The 19,197-nt window shown below is 74.9% G+C and carries 5 protein-coding genes; 2 read left to right on the forward strand and 3 right to left on the reverse strand.

All coding sequences use genetic code 11. The annotated features are described in order from the left end of the window. Both ACFC0G_RS02860 and ACFC0G_RS02865 read right to left on the reverse strand, forming a co-directional pair. The coding region (locus ACFC0G_RS02860) for a condensation domain-containing protein (protein WP_376396189.1) at positions 1-1,433 on the reverse strand (1,433 nt) is incomplete at its 3' end. After that, positions 1,430-15,661, reverse strand: coding sequence for an amino acid adenylation domain-containing protein (locus ACFC0G_RS02865; RefSeq protein ID WP_376396192.1), 14,232 nt, complete (start codon positions 15,659-15,661; stop codon positions 1,430-1,432). The genes ACFC0G_RS02860 and ACFC0G_RS02865, both read right to left, overlap by 4 nt. A gap of 308 nt (positions 15,662-15,969) precedes the next feature. Here ACFC0G_RS02865 and ACFC0G_RS02870 point away from each other — a divergent pair, with 308 nt between their 5' ends. Together ACFC0G_RS02870 and ACFC0G_RS02875 are read left to right on the forward strand one after the other, a co-directional pair. Further along, entirely contained in the window at positions 15,970-16,959 is a 990-nt protein-coding gene (locus tag ACFC0G_RS02870) for a polyprenyl synthetase family protein (protein WP_376396195.1), read from the forward strand. Then, complete coding sequence (locus tag ACFC0G_RS02875) at positions 16,949-18,172, forward strand: hypothetical protein (RefSeq protein ID WP_376396198.1); 1,224 nt, start codon at positions 16,949-16,951, stop codon at positions 18,170-18,172. The genes ACFC0G_RS02870 and ACFC0G_RS02875 overlap by 11 nt, the downstream gene beginning before the upstream one ends. Before the next feature lie 87 nt (positions 18,173-18,259). On the opposite strand, the gene ACFC0G_RS02880 is transcribed toward ACFC0G_RS02875, so the two are convergent. Beyond that, on the reverse strand, positions 18,260-19,192 hold the full coding sequence (locus tag ACFC0G_RS02880; RefSeq protein WP_376396201.1) for a TauD/TfdA family dioxygenase: 933 nt from the start codon (positions 19,190-19,192) through the stop codon (positions 18,260-18,262). Positions 19,193-19,197: the final 5 nt, after the last annotated feature.

Here is a 19,197-nt window from a genome sequence, read left to right on the forward strand (position 1 = left end):
CCCGCACACTCCGCGAACCACACCGGCACCACACCCACCGGCACCACAGCACCCGTCGCATTCCACCCGCTCACCAACCGATCACGCTCGGCGGCTTCCAGCACGTCTACCGCGCCCACGGGCCGGTCCGCGTCCATGACCGCGGCACGCAGCACGCGCTCCAGTCGTCGCAGGATCCGTTCGGCCGCCGCACGGTCGAAGAGGTCGGGCCGGTAGTCGACGCGCACCTGCACGCCGGCGGCCGTCCGGGAGACGACGAGGGTCAGCGGGTAGTGGGTGGCGTCGCGGCCCTTCGCGCCGACGAGGCGCAGCCCGGACTCCAGCCGGGCGCCCTCGGCGGCGGGGTCCACGGGGTAGTTCTCCACGAGGACGGTGGTGTCGAAGAGTTCGCCGATGCCGGCCAGTGCCTGGATCTCGGCGAGGCCGAGGTGCTGGTGCGGGCCGAGGTCGGCCTGTTCGTTCTGCACGCGGGCGAGGGCCTTGGACCACGGTTCGTCATGGTCGAGGGCGACGCGGACCGGGACGGTGTTGATGAAGAGGCCGACCATGGACTCGACGCCGGGCACCTCGGCCGGGCGGCCCGCCACAGTGGTGCCGAACACGATGTCGTCGCGGCCGGTGAGGCGGCCCAGGACGACGGCCCAGGCGAGCTGGACGACGGTGTTGAGGGTGACCGCGCCGGAGGCGGCGAGGTCCGCGATGCCGTCGCCGAGGTCGGCGGGGAGCAGGGTCTCGACGCGCTCCGGCATGCGGGCCTCGCGGCCGACGGCGGCCGGGGCGAGGCGGGTGGCCTCCTCGACGCCGGCGAGGGTGCGCCGCCAGACCTGCTCGGTCTCCGTGCGGTCCTGGGCGGCCAGCCACTGGAGGTAATTCTTGTACGGGGTGACCGGCGGCAGGGCCTGCTCGCCCTGCTCGTACACGGTGAAGAGTTCGCGCAGCACGACCGGCATCGACCAGCCGTCGAGCAGGATGTGGTGGTTGGTCACGACCAGCCGGTGCAGCGCGTCCTCGCGGCGGATCAGGAGGCAGCGGATCAGCGGCGGCGCGGCCAGGTCGAAGCGCTCGGCGCGGTCCTCGTCGGCGAGCCGGGCGAGTTCGGCCTCCTGCTCCTCCGCGGGCAGGTGGGTGAGGTCGGCCTCGCGCCAGGGCAGTTCGACCTCGCGGAGGATGAACTGCACCGGCTTTCCGGAGCGTACGGAGCGGAATCCGGCCCGCAGGTTGGCGTGGCGCCGCAGCAGGGCGGCCATCGCGTCCTTGAGCCGGGCCGCGTCGAGCGGTCCCTCCAGGTCGACGGCGAGCTGGACGGCGTAGACGTCGGGGCCCTCGCCGTCGTCGAGCAGGGAGTGGAACAGGAGGCCTTCCTGCAGGGGGGACAGGGGCAGGACGCCCTCGAGTCCGGACGGCTTGCGGGCCGGTCGGCTGGTGTGCGTCACGTCAGATCCTCCAGGTCGGCCAGGTCGGCCTCGAGCTCGTCGATCTCGCCCTGGTCCAGGTCTGCCAGGGAGAGGTCGGATGTCGTCAGACTGCGGGGGGCGCCGCCGGCGGGGGCGGCGTGTGCGGTGCTGTACCGCGTGAGGGCGTCGAGGGCCTCGAACCAGAGGCCGGTGAGGGCGTCGACGTCGGTCTCGTCGAAGAGGCCGCCGGGCCAGGTCCAGGTCACGGTCAGTTCGGGTCCGGAGGACCGGTCGTGGGTGACCGCGTTGACCTCCAGGCTGTGGGCGAACGGCAGGTCCGGGTCGGTCGGGGCGATGCGTACGTCCTCGGGCGCGGCGCCCCAGTCGGCGGGGCCGGCGGAGTGGTCGGTGCGGACGCGGCCCAGGTAGTTGAAGCCGATCTGCGGTGTGGCGCCGCCCGCGAGGAGGTCCGCGGTGCGCGGGTTGAGGTGGCGGAGCAGGCCGTATCCGGCACCCTTGGCGGGGATCGCGCGGATCTGGCCGCTCACCCGGCGCAGGGCCTCGCCGGCGGCCGGGGCTCCGCCGCGGACCTCGTGCCACTTGACGCCGGGGTCGAGGCGCAGCGGGTGCATGGCCGTGAACCAGCCGACGGTGCGGGAGAGTTCGGCGCCGTCGTCGTCGTTGCGGCCGTGGCCCTCCACGTCGAGGAGCACGGGCCCGGCGCCCGGCGCGCCGCGCCTGCGACCTCGTCGCCATTCGGCGAGGGCGAGGGCGAGGGCGGTGAGCAGGATCTCGTCGGGGCCGGCGCCGGTCGCCGCGGGTACCGCGGTGAGCAGGGGCTCGGTGCGGTCGGCGGGGAGGGTGCGGGCGCGACGGCGGGTGGTGGCGTGGGTGTCGGCGGAGGGTTCGAGGGGGCGGTCGGAGAGGAGCGGGTCGGCTTCCGCGGTCATCCTTTCCCACAGCGGGAGTTCGGCCTCGACGTCGCCGCTGAGGGCACGGTCGGCGAGGCGGCGGGCCCAGGTGCGGAAGGAGGTGCGGGCGGGTGCGATCCCGGTCTCGCGACCTGCTTCGGTGTCGGTCCAGCAGGTCATGAGCTCGGGGACGAGGATGCGCCAGGAGACGCCGTCGACGACGAGGTGGTGGGCGATGAGCAGGAGTCGTCCGGCGCGGTCGGGTCCGGCGTCGAACCAGACGGCGCGGAGCATGTCGCCCCGGTCGGGGTCGAGGGACCGGCGGGCGGTCTCTGCGTGGTCGGTGAGGAGCGGGGCGAGGGCGTCGTCGGGGACGGCGGTGATCTCGACCCGGGTGACGCGGTCGGCGGCGTCGGTCTTGCCGGCGGGCGGAACGTCCAGGGTCCAGGGGCCGTCCCCGGTCCGGTCGAGGCGGGCGCGGAGCAGGTCGTGTCCGTCGAGGACGGCTTGGACGGCGGCGACCAGGGCCGGTTCGCCGAGGCCCGCGGGGGTGCGGAGCAGGACGGACTGGTTGAAGCCCGCGACGGGGCCGCCGAGGCCGCGCAGCCATTCCATGATGGGGGTGGCGGGCACGGTCCCGGTGCCGTCGTCGGGGGCGCTCGCGGCGTCGGCGCCCGGAGCGGTGGCGGCGAGGGCGAGGGCCTCGACGGTCTGGTGCTGGAAGATGTCGCGCGGGGTGAGGACGAGTCCGGCCTCACGGGCCCGGCTGACGAGCTGGATGGAGACGATGCTGTCGCCGCCCATGGCGAAGAAGTTGTCGTCGACGGCGACCTCGGCGACGCCGAGCAGGTCGGCGAAGAGCGTGCACAGCAGTTGCTCGCGCTCGTTGCGCGGGGCGCGGCCGCCGCCGCCCTCGTACCGGGGTGCGGGCAGGGCCCTGCGGTCCAGCTTTCCGGTGCGGGTCAGGGGCAGTTCGGCGAGTTCGACGAACGCGGCGGGCGTCATGTAGTCGGGCAGCAGGGCCGCGACGTGGGCACGCAGCGCGTCGGCGTCGAGCGGCCGGCCGGCGGTCGGGACGGCGTAGGCGACCAGGCGCTTGTCGCCGGGCCGGTCCTCGCGGACCACGACGACGGTCTGGGCGACGGCCGGGTGGGCGGCGACGGCGGCCTCGACCTCTCCGAGCTCGATGCGGAAGCCGCGGACCTTGACCTGGGCGTCGGCGCGGCCGGCGAACTCCAGGGCGCCGTCGGCCCGCCAGCGGACCCGGTCGCCGGTGCGGTACATGCGCGATCCGGGCGGGCCGTACGGGTCGGCGACGAAGCGTTCGGCGGTGAGGCCGGGGCGGCCGGTGTAGCCGCGGGCCAGGCCCTCGCCTGCGACGTACAGTTCGCCGGTGACGCCGTCGGGGACGGGCCGCAGGGCCGTGTCGAGGACGTAGACCCGGGTGTTGTCGAGCGGGCGGCCGATGGGGAAGGCGTTGCGGGCGACGTCCTCGTCGGTGAGGGCGTGGTGGACGACGCACAGGGTGGTCTCGGTGGGGCCGTAGCTGTTGGTGAGGCGGGCTCCGGCGGTCTGCTCCAGAACCTTGCGGACGGCGGTCGCCGAGGCGGTGTCGCCGCCGACGTAGATGTCGCGCAGGTCGCGGAAGGCGTCGGCGTGGTTCTCGGCGAGGAGCCGGAACACGCCCTCGCTGAACAGGCCGACGGTGACGCGGTGCCGGGTCATGGTGGCGGCCAGGGAGGCGATGTCGGTGGCGTCTCCGTCGGAGGCGACGATCAGGGCGCCGCTGAGGAGGGGGCCCCACAGTTCGTACGTGGAGGCGTCGAAGGACGGCGGGGAGTGCATGAGCACCCGGTCGTCGGCGCCGTGGCCCCAGTAGCGGTCGCGGGCGAGCCCGGCGACGTTGCGGTGGGTGACGGCGACGCCCTTCGGCTCACCGGTGGAGCCGGAGGTGTACATGACGTAGGCGAGCCGGTCCGGGTGGATCGCGGGCAGTTCGGCGTCGGGCGCGCCGGCCGGCGGGAGCCCGTCGTCGAGCAGCAGGACGGGCGCGGAGCCGTCCGGGACGCGGGCGGCGGTGACCGTCTCGGCGAGGACGAGGACGGTCGCGGTGCCGTCGAGGATCCGCCGGGTGCGGGCCTCGGGGCTGCGCACGTCCAGCGGTACGTACACGCCGCCGGCCTTGGCGACGGCGAGGGTCGCCACGACGTGGGCGGCCCGGTCGGCGAGGAGCAGCGCGATCCGGTCCTCGGGGCGGACGCCCCGGCCGAGCAGGGTGCGGGCGAGCCGGTCGGAGCGCGCGTCGAGTTCGGCGTAGGTGAGGGTGAGGTCGCCGCGGACGAGGGCGGTCGCCTCGGGGGTGAGGGCGGCCTGGCGGCGGAACAGCTGGGGCAGCGACGCCTCGGGGCGCGGGTGGCCGGTGGCGTTGCGGACGACGAGGAGGTCGTGGAGTTCCGCGTCGTCGAGGACCGCGAGGCCGCTGATCGGCAGCTCGGGGGTGTGCGCGGCGGCGGTGAGGAGCCGCTGGAGCCGGGCGGCGACCGTTTCCGCGGTGGAGCGGTCGAACAGGTCGAGGGCGTACTCGATCCGGCCGAGGACGCCGTCGGCGGCGCCGTCGTCGGTGTGCCGCTCCCAGAGGCTGACGGACAGGTCGAACTTGGCGACCGGGGCGTCGGCGCCCTCGACCTCGATCCGCAGTCCGGGCAGGTCGATCTCGGGCCGGCCGGTGTTGTGCAGGATCAGCATGACCTGGAAGAGCGGGTGGCGAGCCAGGGACCGTACCGGGTTCAGCTCCTCCACCAGACGCTCGAACGGCAGGTCCTGATGGGTGTACGCGGCGAGGTCGGTCTCGCGGACCCGGGCGAGAAGTTCGCGGAAGGTCGGGTCGCCGGAGGTGTCGGTGCGCAGGACCAGGGTGTTGACGAAGAAGCCGACCAGCTCGTCGAGGGCGTCGTCGGTGCGTCCGGCGATGGGCGTGCCGATCGGGATGTCGCCGCCGGCGCCGAGCCGCGTCAGCAGGGCGGCCAGACCGGCCTGGAGGACCATGAAGAGGCTGACGCCGTGGGCGCGGGCGAGCGCGGCGAGCGCGGCGTGGGTCTCGGCGTCGAGCTCAAGCGGCACGTTGTCGCCGCGGTAGGTGGCGACCTCGGGCCGGGGCCGGTCGGCGGGCAGGTCGAGTTCCTCGGGGAGGCCGTCGAGGGCGGCCTTCCAGTGGTCGAGCTGCCGGGTGAGCTGGCTGTCCGGGTCGGTCTCGTCGCCCATGACCGTCCGCTGCCACAGGGTGTAGTCGGCGTACTGGACCGGCAGCGGCTCCCAGGCCGGTGCGGCGCCACGGGTACGGACGGCGTAGGCCCGGGACAGGTCGGCGAGCAGCGGGGTGAGGGACCAGCCGTCGCTGGCGATGTGGTGGGTGACGAGGACGAGCACGCAGGCGCCGGAGCCGTCGGCGGTGAGCAGGCGGGCCCGCAGCGGCGGCTGGACGGTCAGGTCGAAGCCGCCGAGGACGGTGTCGGTGATCGCCTGCTCCAGCTCGTCGGCCGGGACGGCGCGTTCGTCGAGGACGGCGGCGCCCTCGACCGGGCCGAGGACGTGCTGGCGGGGGACGCCGTCGGTCTCCGGGAAGACGGTGCGCAGGCTCTCGTGGCGGTCGGTGACGTCACGGAGCGCGGCGCGCAGGGCGGCGCGGTCGAGCGTGCCGGCGAGACGGAGCACGAGGGGCACGTTGTAGGTGGCGTTGGGGCCTTCGAGCCGGTTGAGGAACCACAGCCGGGTCTGGGCGAAGGACAGCGGGACGCGGTCGCCGCGGTCGGCGGGGACGAGCGCGGGGCGCGTCTCGCCGGGGGTGGTGAGCCGGGCGGCGACGCCGGCGACGGTCGGGGCGTCGAACAGCGCTTTGACGCCGACGCGGACCCCGAGGGTGGAGGCGATGCGGCTGAGCAGCCGCATGGCGAGCAGGGAGTGGCCGCCGAGGGCGAAGAAGTCGTCGTCGACGCCGACGCGTGCGACGCCGAGGACGTCGGCGAACAGGCCGGCGAGGATCTCCTCCGCCGGGGTGCGCGGGGTGCGGGTCACCGGCCCGCCGGCGGCCTCGGGGGCGGGCAGCGCGCCCCGGTCCACCTTGCCGTTGGCCGTGAGCGGGAGCGCGTCGAGGACGACGACGGCGGTGGGCGTCATGTACTCGGGGAGCACCCCGGCGACATGGGCGCGGACGCGGTCGGGCACGAGCCGCTCGCCGGGGGCGGGGACGACGTAGGCGGTGAGGCGCTTGTCGTCCCGCTGGTCCTCGCGGACCAGCGGGAGTGCCTGGCGGACGCCGGGGGCGGACAGCAGGGCGGCCTCGACCTCGCCGAGTTCGATCCGGAAGCCGCGGACCTTGACCTGGTGGTCGGCCCGGCCGACGTATTCGAGGACGCCGGCGGTGTTCCAGCGGACCCGGTCGCCGGTGCGGTACATGCGCGCGCCGGGCGGGCCGTAGGGGTCGGCGACGAACCGCTCGGCGGTGCCGGCGGGGCGGCCGAGGTAGCCGCGCGCCAGGCCGGTTCCGGCGATGTACAGCTCGCCGGTGACGCCGTCGGGCACGGGCAGCAGGGCCGTGTCGAGGACGTAGGCGCGGGTGTTCCGCATGGGGCGGCCGAGCGGGACCGGTCCGGCGGCGAGCGGGGCGCCGGCCGGGACGCGGTGGTCGAGGACGCCGACGGTGGTCTCGGTGGGGCCGTAGTGGTTGACGACGGCGACCTGCGGGTGCCGGGCGCGCCAGGCGGCGAGCTGTTCGGCGTGCAGGGCCTCGCCGCCGGTCATCAGCTCGGCGGTCGGGGAGAGTTCGTCGGGCAGGGTGTCGAGGATCGGCAGGTGGCTGGGGGTGGCCTTGAGGAAGGTGAGGCCGCCGGGGACGTCGAGGGTCTCGTCGAGGTCGGCGACGTGGAGGCAGCCGCCGGCGAGGAGGGTGCCGTAGAGGGTGGTGAGGCCGAGGTCGAAGGAGAGCGGCGAGTGGAGGAGGGTGCGTCCGCTCAGGCCGGGGTACTCGGCGGCGCAGCGCACCACGTAGTCCACCAGGGCCCGCTGCTCGACGACGACGCCCTTGGGCGCGCCGGTGGAGCCGGAGGTGTAGACGACGTACGCGGCGTCGAGGGGGGTGACGGGCGCGGTCCGGTCGCGTTCGGCCGGGGCGTCGGTGCGGGCGCGGGCGAGCGCGTCGGCGATGTCGGGGGCGTCCAGGACGAGGACGCGGGCGCCGGCGCCGGCGCCGGCCAGGTGCGGGGCGGCGTCCAGGGTGGCGGCGGTGGTGAGCACGAGGGCGGGGCGGGCGTCGGCGAGGAGCCGGGTGACGCGCTCGCCGGGATGCTCGGGGTCGAGCGGCAGGTAGGCGGCGCCGGCCTTGCCGACGGCGAGCATCGCCGCGACGGCGGTGGCCGAGCGGGGCAGGGCGAGGGCGACCAGGGTGTCCTGGCCGGCGCCGTGCTCCAGGAGCAGGTGGGCGAGGCGGTTGGCGCGGGCGTCGAGCCCGGCGTAGCTGAGCCGTTCGGCGCCGCAGACGACGGCGGGGGCGTCCGGGGTGCGGGCGGCCTGGGCCTCGAAGAGCTGCGGGAGGGTGGCGTCGGGGGTGTCGTGGTCGGTGGCGTTGCGGGTGACGAGCAGGTCGTGCCGTTCGCTGCCGTCCATGACGGCGAGCCGGGCGAGCGACCGGTGCGGGTCGCTCAGGGCGGATTCGAGGAGCCGGACGAAGCGGCCGGCGAGCGCCTCGACGGTGGGCCGGTCGAACAGGTCGGCGGAGTAGCCGGCGGCGGCCTCGACTCCCTGCGGTTCGCCGTGCTCGTCGTAGCGTTCGGCGACGGAGAGGAGCAGGTCGAACTTGGCCATGTCGGGGTCGATCTGGGCGACGTCGGCGCGCAGGCCGGGGAAGTCGACCTCGGGGCGGTCCAGGTTCTGCAGGACGAGCTTGATCTGGAACAGCGGGTGGCGGTTGAGCGAGCGGCGCGGGTTGAGCGCCTCCACGAGCCGTTCGAACGGCAGGTCCTGGTGGGCGAAGGCGGCGATGTCGGCGGTGCGGGTGCGCTCCAGGAGTTCGGCGAAGGTGGGGTCGCCGGAGGTGTCGGTGCGCAGCACAAGGGAGTTGACGAAGAAGCCGACCACGTCGTCGAGGGCCTCGTCGCCCCGGCCGACGACCGAGCCGCCGATCGGGATGTCGGTGCCGGCGCCGAGGCGCGTGAGGAGGGCGGCGAGCGCGGCGTGCAGCACCATGAACGGGGTGACGCCGTGGGTGCGGGCGAGGCGCAGCAGCGCGCGGTGGGTCTCGGGGCCGAGATGGAAGGGCACGAGGCCGCCGCGGTGGCTGGGCAGCGCGGGCCGGGGCCGGTCGGTCGGGAGCGCGAGCTCCTCGGGGAGGCCGGCGAGGGCGTCCTTCCAGTAGGCGATCTGGGCGGAGACGACGCTGTCCGGGTCGCTCTCCTCGCCGAGGCGGTCGCGCTGCCACAGGGTGTGGTCGGCGTACTGGACGGGCAGCGGGGTCCAGTCGGGGGCGCGGCCTTCGAGGGCGGCCGCGTAGGCGACGCTCAGGTCGCGGGCGAGCGGCGCGGTGGACCAGCCGTCACCGGCGATGTGGTGGACGACGACGACGAGGACGTGCGTCTCGGGTCCGACGGCGACGAGCCGGGCGCGCAGCGGGGCCTCGCGGGTGATGTCGAAGCCGCGGCCGACCGCTTCGGCGACGAGGGCGTCGGCGTCGCGTCCGGCGGCTTCGACGACGTCGAGGACGGGGCGGGCCTGCTCGGGGTCGAGGACGAGCTGGCGCGGGACGCCGTCGGTCTCGGGGAAGACGGTGCGCAGGCTCTCGTGCCGGCCGGCGACGTCGGCGAGGGCGCGGCGCAGGGCGCCGTGATCGAGCGGGCCGGAGAGCCGCAGCACCAGGGGGATGTTGTAGGTGCCGTCGGCCGGGTCCATCCGGTTGAGGAACCACAGGCCGCGCTGGGCGTACGACAGCGGCAGCCTGTCGGGGCGTTCGCGGCGGGCGACGGCGCCGCGGGCGGGTCCCGCGGCGGCGATCCGGGCGGCGAGGCCGGCGACGGTCGGCGTCTCGAAGAGCGCGGCGATCTCCAGGTCCGCGTCGAGGGCGGTGCGGATCCGGGCGACGAGGCGGGTGGCGAGGAGGGAGTGCCCGCCGAGGGCGAAGAAGTCGTCGTCGACGCCGACCCGGTCGAGGCCGAGCATGTCGGCGAAGACGCCGCACAGGATCTCCTCCTGCGGGGTGCGCGGGGTACGGCGTTCGACGGCGGTGAAGTCGGGGGCGGGCAGGGCCTTGCGGTCGACCTTGCCGTTCGGGGTGAGCGGCATCGCGGGCAGGGCGACGAGGACGGCGGGGACGAGGTGTTCGGGCAGCGTGGCGGCGAGGGCCTCGCGCAGGCCGCGGACGTCGTCGTCGCCGACGACGTAGCCGACGAGGTGGCGGTGTCCGCCGGCGCCGGGGACGACCGCGGCGGCGGCGTCGGTGACGCCGGGCAGGGCCCGCAGATGGGCCTCGACCTCGCCGAGTTCGATGCGCTGGCCGCGGATCTTGACCTGGGAGTCGCGCCGGCCGATGAACTCCAGCTGCCCGTCGGGGCGGTGGCGGACGAGGTCGCCGGTGCGGTACATGAGGCTGCCGTCGTCGGCGAACGGGTCGGGGACGAACGCGGCCGCGGTGCGTTCGGGATCGCCGAGGTAGCCGCGGCCGACGCCGACGCCGGCCACGTACAGGTCGCCGGGGGTACCGGGCGGGACGAGCTGCCTCTCGTCGCTGAGGACGTAGAGGGTGGTGTTGCGCACGGCGTGACCGATGGGGGCGGTGATCCGCCGCTCGTCGAGGGTGTCGGGGGTGAGAACTGCGTGGGTGACGTCGTCGGAGCACTCGGTGGGCCCGTACGCGTTCATCATCGGGATGCCGGGGAAGCGGGCGAACCAGCGGCGGCACAGGTCGGCGGGGAGTTCCTCGCCGGTGACGACGAGCCACCTGAGGGCGGTCAGGGCGGGGACCTCCGCGCCTTCGTCCCAGGTGTCGAGGGCGGCGCGCAGCAGGGAGGGGACGACCTCCAGGACGGTGACCTCGTCGTGGCCGACGAGCCGGAACAGGCCCAGCGGGTCGGCGGCGAGGAGCTGGTTCACGGCGAGGACGCGGCCGCCGGTGAGCAGCGGGGCGATCATCTGCCAGACGGAGACGTCGAAGGTGAGGGGCGCGTTCTGGACGATGGCGTCGGCGCCGGTCAGGCCGAGGTCGTCGACCTTGGCGAGCAGGTGGTTGTTCATGCCCCGGTGGTGCACCATCGCGCCCTTGGGGCGGCCGGTGGAGCCGGAGGTGAAGATGACGTACGCGAGCTGGTCACCGGCCGGTGCGGTGGCGTCGGCGGCCGGGGCGGGGTCGGCCGGGTCGTCGACCGGCAGGGCCTTCGCGCCGGTCCTCGCGACGACGGCGGCGGCGGTCTCCTCGTGGCCGGGCCCGGTGAGCAGCCAGGCGGCGGAGGCGTCGGCGAGCAGGGAAGCGGACCGCTCGTGCGGGGCGCGGGTGTCCAGCGGGAGGTAGGCGGCGGACGCGGCCTGGATGCCGAGGAAGGCGGTGATCGCGGCGGCGCCCCGGTCGGCGAGGACGGCGACGACGGTGTCCTCCCGGGCGCCGCGGGCGCGCAGCCGGGCGGCGAGCCGGTCGACGCGGTCCATGAGTGCGGCGTACGTGACGTCGCCGTGGTCGTCGGTGACGGCGACGGCCTCGGGGTGCTCGGCGGCGACGGCGCGGACGCGGGCGACGGCGTCGGTCATGGTCTCCGGCGCGGCGGTGTCGTTCCATGCGACGAGGAGCCGGTGGATCTCCTCGTCCGAGAGGAGCGGGGCGCTGCCGATGCGGGTGCCGGGGGCGGCCGTGGCGGCTTCGGCGAGCCGGGCGAAGCGGGCCAGGAACGCTTCGGCGGTGGTGCGGTCGAAGAGGTCGGTGCGGAACTCCAGCGCGACGAGCAGGCCGGCCTCTTCGCCGCCGGGTGCGCGGTGCTCGCGGACGTTGAACGACAGGTCGAACTTGGCGGCGCCGGTGGGCACGTCGACCAGGCCGAGCGTGAGCCCGTCGGTGGCGGGCAGTGACCGCTCCGAGCTGTCCATGGAGATCATGACCTGGAACAGCGGGTGGTGGGAGGTGGAGCGGGCCGGGTTGAGCACCTCGACCAGCCGCTCGAAGGGAAGCTCCTGGTGGGCGTAGGCGTCGAGGTTGCTCGTGCGGACGCGGGCGAGGAGTTCGGCGAAGGTGGGGTCGCCGGAGGTGTCGGTGCGCAGCACGAGGGTGTTGGTGAAGAAGCCGACGAGGGCGTCCAGGCAGTCCTCGGGGCGGCCGGTGACGGGCGTTCCGAGGGCGATGTCGGTCCCGGCGCCGTGTCGGGTCAGCAGGGTGGCGACGAGGGCCTGGACGACCATGAAGGTGCTGGCGCCGGTGGCACGGGCGAGCTCGGCGAGGCGGCGGTGGGCGGCCGCGTCGAGGTCGAGTGCGACCAGGTCCGCGGGGGCTGCCGAGCCGGCGCCGCGGGGGTGGTCGGCGGGCAGGTCGAGGTGGTCGGGCAGGCCGTCGAGCTGCCGCTTCCAGAAGGCGATCTGGCGGGCGGCGGCGCTGTCGGGGTCGCTCTCGTCGCCGAGGGCGCGCCGCTGCCAGGCCGCGTAGTCGGCGTACTGGACGGCGAGCGGGGCCTGTGCGGGGGCGTGTCCGGTGCGGCGGGCCGTGTAGGCGTCGGTGAGGTCACCGAGCAGCGGGGCGAGGGAGCCGGCGTCGGCGGCGATGTGGTGGAGCAGGAGCAGCAGGACGTGCCGGTCGGGGGCGAGGGCGAACAGGGTGGCCCGCAGCGGGGGTTCCCCAGCGAGCGCGAAGCGGTGGGTGACGGCGGCGGACAGCTCGGCGTCCAGGGTGTCGTCGCTCACCGCGCGGACGGTGAGCGCGGGTGCGTCGCCGGGGGGCAGGATGTGCTGGGCGGCGACGCCGCCGGTCTCGCGGTAGACGGTGCGCAGGATCTCGTGGCGGTCGGTGAGGTCGCCGAGCGCGGCGGCGAGGGCGGGCCGGTCGAGCGTGCCGTCGAGGGTGAGCACGAGCGGGATGTTGTACGCGGCGCTGGGCCCTTCGAGCTGGTCGAGGAACCACAGGCGCTGCTGGGCGTAGGAGAGGGAGAGGTCGCCGTCACGGGACACGGGGGTGAGCGCGGGGCGCTCGGCGGTCGTGCCTTCGAGGCGGCCGGCCAGCCGGCGGACGGTGGGCGCGGCGAAGAGGGCCGCGACACCGCAGTCTCGGCCGAGTTCGGCGGAGATCCGGCGGGCGAGCCGGGCGGCCATGAGGGAGTGGCCGCCCAGCGCGAAGAAGTCGTCGTCGGCGAGGACGGTGTCGCGGCCGAGGGCGTCGGCGAACAGGGCGGCGAGGGCGTGTTCGAGCGGGGTGCGCGGCTCCCGGCCCGCACCGGCGGTGGCCGGGCCCGGCTCAGGCAGGGCCTTGTGGTCGACCTTGCCGTTGGGGGTGACGGGGATGGCGTCGACGACGGTGACGGTCGCAGGGACGAGGTAGCCGGGCAGGACCTTGGCGAGGGCGTCGCGGACAGCGGCCGGGTCGAGTCCGGCGGCGGCCTGGGCCGTGGGGACGACGTACCCGGCGAGGGCCGGGGTTCCGTCGGCGGAGCGGCGTACGGTCACGGCGGCCTGGGCCACGGAGGGCAGGCGCAGCAGCGCGGCCTCGGTCTCGCCGGGCTCGACGCGGTAGCCGCGGATCTTGACCTGCTCGTCGGCGCGTCCGACGAACTCCAGTGAACCGTCCGGGAGCTGGCGTACGAGGTCGCCGGTGCGGTACATGCGCTCGCCGGGCAGCCCGAAGGGGTGGGCGACGAACCGCTCGGCGGTGAGCGCGGAGCGGCCGAGGTAGCCGCGTGCGAGGCCGGGGCCGGCGACGTACAGCTCGCCGGTGACGCCGGGCGGCACGGGCAGCAGGGCGCTGTCGAGGACGTACACCCGGTTCTCGGCGATGGGGTCGCCGATGGGGGGCGTGCGGGAGCCGTCGAGGGCCTGGCTCATGGTGGCGCAGACGGTGGTCTCGGTGGGGCCGTAGCCGTTGACGAAGAGCCGGCCGGGCGCCCAGCGGGAGACCAGTTCCCCAGCGGCGGCCTCGCCGGCGATGAGGATGGTCATGCCCGGGGGCAGGTCGGTGGCGGGGTCCATGACGGCAAGCGACGACGGAGGAAGGATCGCGTGGGTGATCCCGGCCTCGCGGGCGAACGCGGCCAGCGGGTCGCCGGGCAGCAGCCGCTCGGCGGGGGCGAGGACGAAGGTCGCGCCGGCGAGCAGGCCCATGCACAGCTCGGGCACCATCGCGTCGAAGCCCATGGAGGCGAACTGGAGGACCCTGCTGCCCGGGCGGACGTCCAGCCGCCGGACGAAGGTGTCGGCGAGGCCCGGCAGGCCGGCGTGGGTGACCACGACGCCCTTGGGGCGGCCGGTGGAGCCGGAGGTGTAGATGACGTACGCGGCGTGCGCGGCGGTCAGCGGGGCGGTGCGGTCGGCGTCCGCGAGGTCGGCACCGGAAAGCGACGCCAGTTCGGCGACGACGGCCGGGTCGTCGAGGGCGAGCGGGGTGCGCCCGGCGGCCTCGGCGACGGCAGCGGTGGAGGCGTCGACGAGGACGCGGACGGGGGCCGCGTCGCCGAGGATGTGCGCGATGCGGGCCTCGGGGTAGCCCGGGTCCACGGGGACGTACGCGGCTCCGGTCTTGACCACGGCGAGGATCGCGATGACGAACTCGGCGGAGCGCGGCAGCAGCAGGGCGACCCGCTCCTCGGGCCCCACGCCGCGGGCGGCGAGCAGCCGGGCGAGCCGGTTTGCGCGCCGGTTCAGCTCGGCGTAGTCGAGGACGGTGTCCCCGAACGCAAGGGCGGGCGCGTCGGGCGAGGCGAGGACCTGGCGCTCGAACAGGGCGGCGAGCGTGGGGCCTTCGGCGGCGGGCGCGAGCGCGGCGGAGGGGCGGACGACGGCCGCGTCCCGCTCTTCACCGCCGAGCAGCCCGATCCGGCCGAGCGGCGTCCCGGGCTCGTCGAGCGCGCGGGCGATCCGGCCGACGAACCGCAGGTACCGGTCCTGGTGGGCGGCGAGCTCGGCCGGGGCGTACAGCTCCGGGTGGGCGTCGAAGTCGACGCGGATGCCGCCGCCGTTGCCCCGGTCGTAGACGGAGACGGCGAGGTCCTCGATGAGCCGCAGCGACATGTTGTGCGCGTCGGCGCGCAGTCCGGCGAAGCTCAGGTCGTAGTCGAACGGGACGACGTTGAGCAGCGGGCCGAAGAAGCGGCGGTGGTCGTTGGGCAGGCCGAGGTCGCGGCGCAGCTCCTCGCCGCGGTAGCGCTGGTGGGTGACGAGGCCGCGCAGGGCGACCCTGGTGCGTTCCAGGAGTTCGCCGACGGTCGTGGCGTCGTCGACGGCGACCCGCAGCGGGACCACGTTGGCGGCCATGCCGGGCGCGGTGCGGGACTCGGGGCCCGGGCGGGCGGTGACCGGCAGGCCGAGCACGATGTCGGTGAGGCCGGTCATGCGGTGCATGTAGGCGACCGTGGCGGCGATGACGACGCGGGAGCGGGCGGTGCCGGCCCGCTCCGCCGCGCGGACCAGGTCCTGCCGGACGTCCTCGGGCAGGTGCGCGCTGCGCCGGACGAAGTCGGCGGACGGCTTCAGCGGGCGGGTGGAGAGGGCGACCGGCTCGGGCTGGTCGGCGTACCGGCCGTGCCAGAACTCCCGGTCGTCGGCGAGGTCCCCGGAGGCGCGGTACGCGGCGTCCTCGGCGAGGAGGGTGCGGACCGAGCCGAAGGGCGTAGGGCCGGGGTCGGCACCGGCGGTGAGCGCGGTGTAGACGTCGGCGACGCGGCGGACCAGGAGGGCGGCGCCGACGCCGTCGAGCAGGATGTGGTGGTAGGCGTGGTACCAGAACCAGCGGTCCTCGGCGGCCTTGAACAGCGCGTACGTGAACAGCGGCGAGCCGGTCAGGTCGATGCGGCGGCGCAGGTCGCGTCCCATCCACTCCTCGGCGGCGTGGCGGGGGTCGGCCTCGCCGGAGACGTCGACGGTCCGCAGGGTCCAGGGGGGCTCGGCCCCGATCACCTGGCGGGGGCCGTCCTCGGTGTCGGCGAACCGGATGTGCAGGGCGTCCGCCTCGGCGGTCATCCGCCGCAGCGCCCGCTCGAAGAGCGCGGTGTCCAGGGCGCCGTGGATCTCCAGATACTCCGCCGCGCGGAAGATGGGGCTGTCGGGTTCGACGGCCTGCGCGAACCACACCCCTGCCTGAGCCCCGGTCAGCGGAAGCTGCTGCTCGCCGTCGGCAAAAGACTGAGACTGGTCCATGATTCCTCGCCATCCACCTACAGGTGTGCGACAGGGAATTCCTGGCACACCGCAAGAACAAACAGGTCAGTGGTTTCTCCGCAGACGGCGTCTGCTCACTGCGCAGGACGGTAGCCCGCGGCACGCCGACCCCTCTGGACAGCACCTATACGCCAAGCTGCCTCTTTTCGGGGGCCCTTGGGTGTGCGAGAAAGAGCGTGTTGAGGTCTACCCGGTATCAGGAGATCCGCATGTCCACTACCTTCCCAGTGAGTCAAGAATTCACTGGTGTCGCCGCCCGCGAAACACGCGACCGCGTCTTGGCGCGGGTGGAGCGACGCATTCATGAATTCCTCGCCGAGGAGCGCCGCTCCTGGGCGGCGCTCAACGCGGATTCGGCCGAACTGATCGACTGTGTGAGCCGCATGGTGGGCAGCGGGGGCAAGCGCCTGCGTCCCGCGTTCTGCGTCGCCGGCTATCTCGCCGGCGGCGGCGACCCGGAGGCGCAGGTCGTCGTCGACGTGGCGGCCGCCCTGGAGCTGCTGCACACCTTCGCGCTGCTGCACGACGACGTCATGGACGACTCAGGGCTGCGCCGCAACGAGCCGACCGCGCACGTCGTGCACTCGACGCTGCACACGGAGCGGGACTGGCGCGGCGAGCCGCGCCGGTACGGCGAGAGCGTCGCCGTCCTCGCCGGCGATCTCGCGCTGGTGTACGCGGAGCGGCTGCTCGTCGACTGTCCGCCGCAAGCCCGGCGGATCTGGGGCGAGCTGTGCACGGAGCTGATGGTCGGTCAGTTCCTGGATGTACGGGCCGCCGCCCGGTTCGTGCCGGACCCCGAACTGTCGAGCTGGATCGCGCTGTTCAAGTCCGGCCGCTACACGGTCTACCGGCCGCTGGCCATGGGCGCGGAGCTGGCCGGCGCGCAGGAGCTGCGGCCCGCGTTCGAGCGGTACGGTCTCGCGCTCGGCGAGGCGTTCCAGCTCAGGGACGATCTGCTGGACGCGTTCGGCAGCTCCGACGTGATCGGCAAGCCCGCCCAGCTCGACTTCAAGCAGCACAAGATGACGCTGTTGATGTCGATCGCGCTGCGCCACGAGGCGGAGGTCCGGGAGCTGGTCGGCGACGATCTCGCCGGGGCCGACCCCGAGCGGCTGCACGAGGTGCTCATCAGGACCGGGGTACGCGACCGGGTGGAGGCGGTGATCGCGGAGCGCATCGAGACCGCGCGGGCCGCGGTACGCGGGGCGCTGGACCCGGACTGGGCCGCCGAGCTCCACACGATGGCGAGGCAGGCCGCCTACCGTGACAAGTGACCTGAGCGGCCCCGGCCCGGCGGCCCCGGGCCGGGCCGCCCCGGCTGCGTCCGCCGCGGGCCCGGCCGCCCCCGGCCGTCCGAGCCCGGCCGTCTCCGGGCGGTTGGTCTCCGAACGGGTCGTGGCGGACTGGGAGTTCGCCGTGCCACCGGGCGCGGCGGGGACCTTCTGGGACGGGGTCGATCCGGTCGAGGGGCTCGACGTCTTCACGGGGGCACTGGCCCGCGGCGCCGGACCGCTCCCCGGCCCGGGGGCGGTCCGGCTGCGGGTGCGGGCGGTGGACGCGTACCGCCCGCCGTCCGGCGAGCCGCCGCCGGCGCCGGGCGGGCCCTGGGCCTCGTACAGCGAGAGCGGGGACATCCGCCGGATCCACTGGCCGGCCCGGGAGGGCTCGGGCACGGCCGGACTGCTGACGGCGTCGCCCGCCCCCACCCCCGCCCACGGCGCAGCCGACGGCACGCCGCGCGCCGACGACGCATCCCTGTCCGGCGGCGCACCCGGCGCCCTCGTGGAGGTGTCCGCGAGCCACGAGGCGTTCCGACGCAAGCTGACGCGGACGGCGCTGATCGCCCCACTGATGCTGAGCGGCGGGATGGCGCTGATCCACGGCGTGGCCGTCACCCGTGACGACGGGTTCACCGTGCTGCTCGCCGGGGCGTCCGGGTCGGGCAAGTCCACCCTCGGTCTCGCGGCTTTCGCCCACGGCTGGCGGGTGGTCGCGGAGGATCTGGTGTTCGTGACCGCTGACCGGGCCGTCGTGCCGCTGTTCCTGAGCGGCGCGTGGGAGTGCCGGGCGCATCCGGACGACCGGGCTCTGATCGAGCGGGTCACCGGGACGCCGGTCGAGGGGCACGCCTCGGAGCTGCCCGCGGACCACCGGGGGCGGGAGTACCTGTTTCCGGTGCGCCCCGGGGCCGGGCCCGCCCCGGCCCGGCCGCTGCCGGTGGACCTGGTGGTCTTCGTGGACCGGGACGGCGACGTCCCGGTCTCCTCCGAGAACCGCGCCGGGCAGGTCCTGGGCGCGGGCCCGCGCAGCACGCTGGGCGCGATGGCGAACCTCCTGCGGCTCGACTTCGCGCCGGTCGTCCGGGAGACGGAGAAGACGCTGCGGCGCGTCGTCGAAGGGCTGCCGTCGCGGCGGTTCGCGGCGACCGGCCGGATCGCGGACGACGTGCCGGCGTTCCTGGCCGCCCTCGACCGGTGGGCGTCCTGACGGTTCCCGCCCCCCACCGTGAACGCCTCGAAGGGCCGGCCCGCCCGGGCCGGCCCTTCGAGGCGTGTACGGGAGCGGAGGCGCGGATCAGGCCATGGCGACCAGGATCCGGCGCTGCCCGGTGAACGCGCGGCGGCCGTGCGCGACCGCGACGTTGTCGACGAGCAGCAGGTCGCCGGCCTCCCAGGCGACGTCCACGGCGGTCTTCATGCCGATCTCCTGGACGTGGGTGATGTACTCGGCCGGGATGGGGCTGCCGTCGGCGAAGAACGCGTTCTGCGGGAGCTCGTCCTCGGGGATGAGTTCGGCGAGCGCGGCGGCGTCGTCGCCGAGTCCGGCGATGTGCCACTGGTCGGCCTGGTTGAACCAGACCTCCGTGCCGGTGACCGGGTGCTCCAGCGTCGCGCGGCGGAGCTGGGTGACGCGGAGGGTGCCGTCGGGCTGCCAGCTCCACTCGGCCTCGGCGCCGTCGAGGAACGCCTCGGCCTCGGCCCGGTCCTCGGTCTCGAAGGTGGCCTGCCAGCTCTTGCCGAAGCCCATGCCGTCGTGGAGGTTCTGGGTGTAGCGGACGCCGGGGGCGAAGGCCGCCCGGATCTCCGGGTCGATGGACTCCAGCCAGAGCCGGCCGTCGACGAGCGGGGTCGCACCGCCCGTGGCCGCCGCCACGTCGCAGAAGAACAGGATCCGCGAGGGCCAGGTGTGCGCGTACGACATCTCGTTGTGCATGGAGATCTCGAATTCGGCCGGGTACTCGGTGGAGGTGTAGAGGTTGCGGCCGACCTTGGTGCGCGGCGAGTTGCCGTGGACGTACGCGAGCCGGTTCGCCAGCAGCAGGTCGGCGGCGCCGTCGTAGCTGTCGGCGGTGATGCCGAAGCCGCGGAGGTAGACGGCGCGTTCCTCGGCCAGGAGCCGGCCGACGTCGGTGGCCCGCAGGTACTCCTCCAGGCCCTGCGGGGTGGCGTCGGCGCCCACGTCGGCGGGGCGCAGAATCCGGGGTCGCCAGGCGTTCTCGGTGGTCACGTGGG

Source organism: Streptomyces sp. NPDC056169 (assembly GCF_042268445.1).
Classification (GTDB): domain Bacteria; phylum Actinomycetota; class Actinomycetes; order Streptomycetales; family Streptomycetaceae; genus Streptomyces.

What these genes read in the sequence shown, in the direction of transcription:
- ACFC0G_RS02865 (WP_376396192.1), bottom strand. Translation starts at nt 15,661, where the DNA reads ATGGACCAGTCTCAGTCTTTTGCCGACGGCGAGCAGCAGCTTCCGCTG.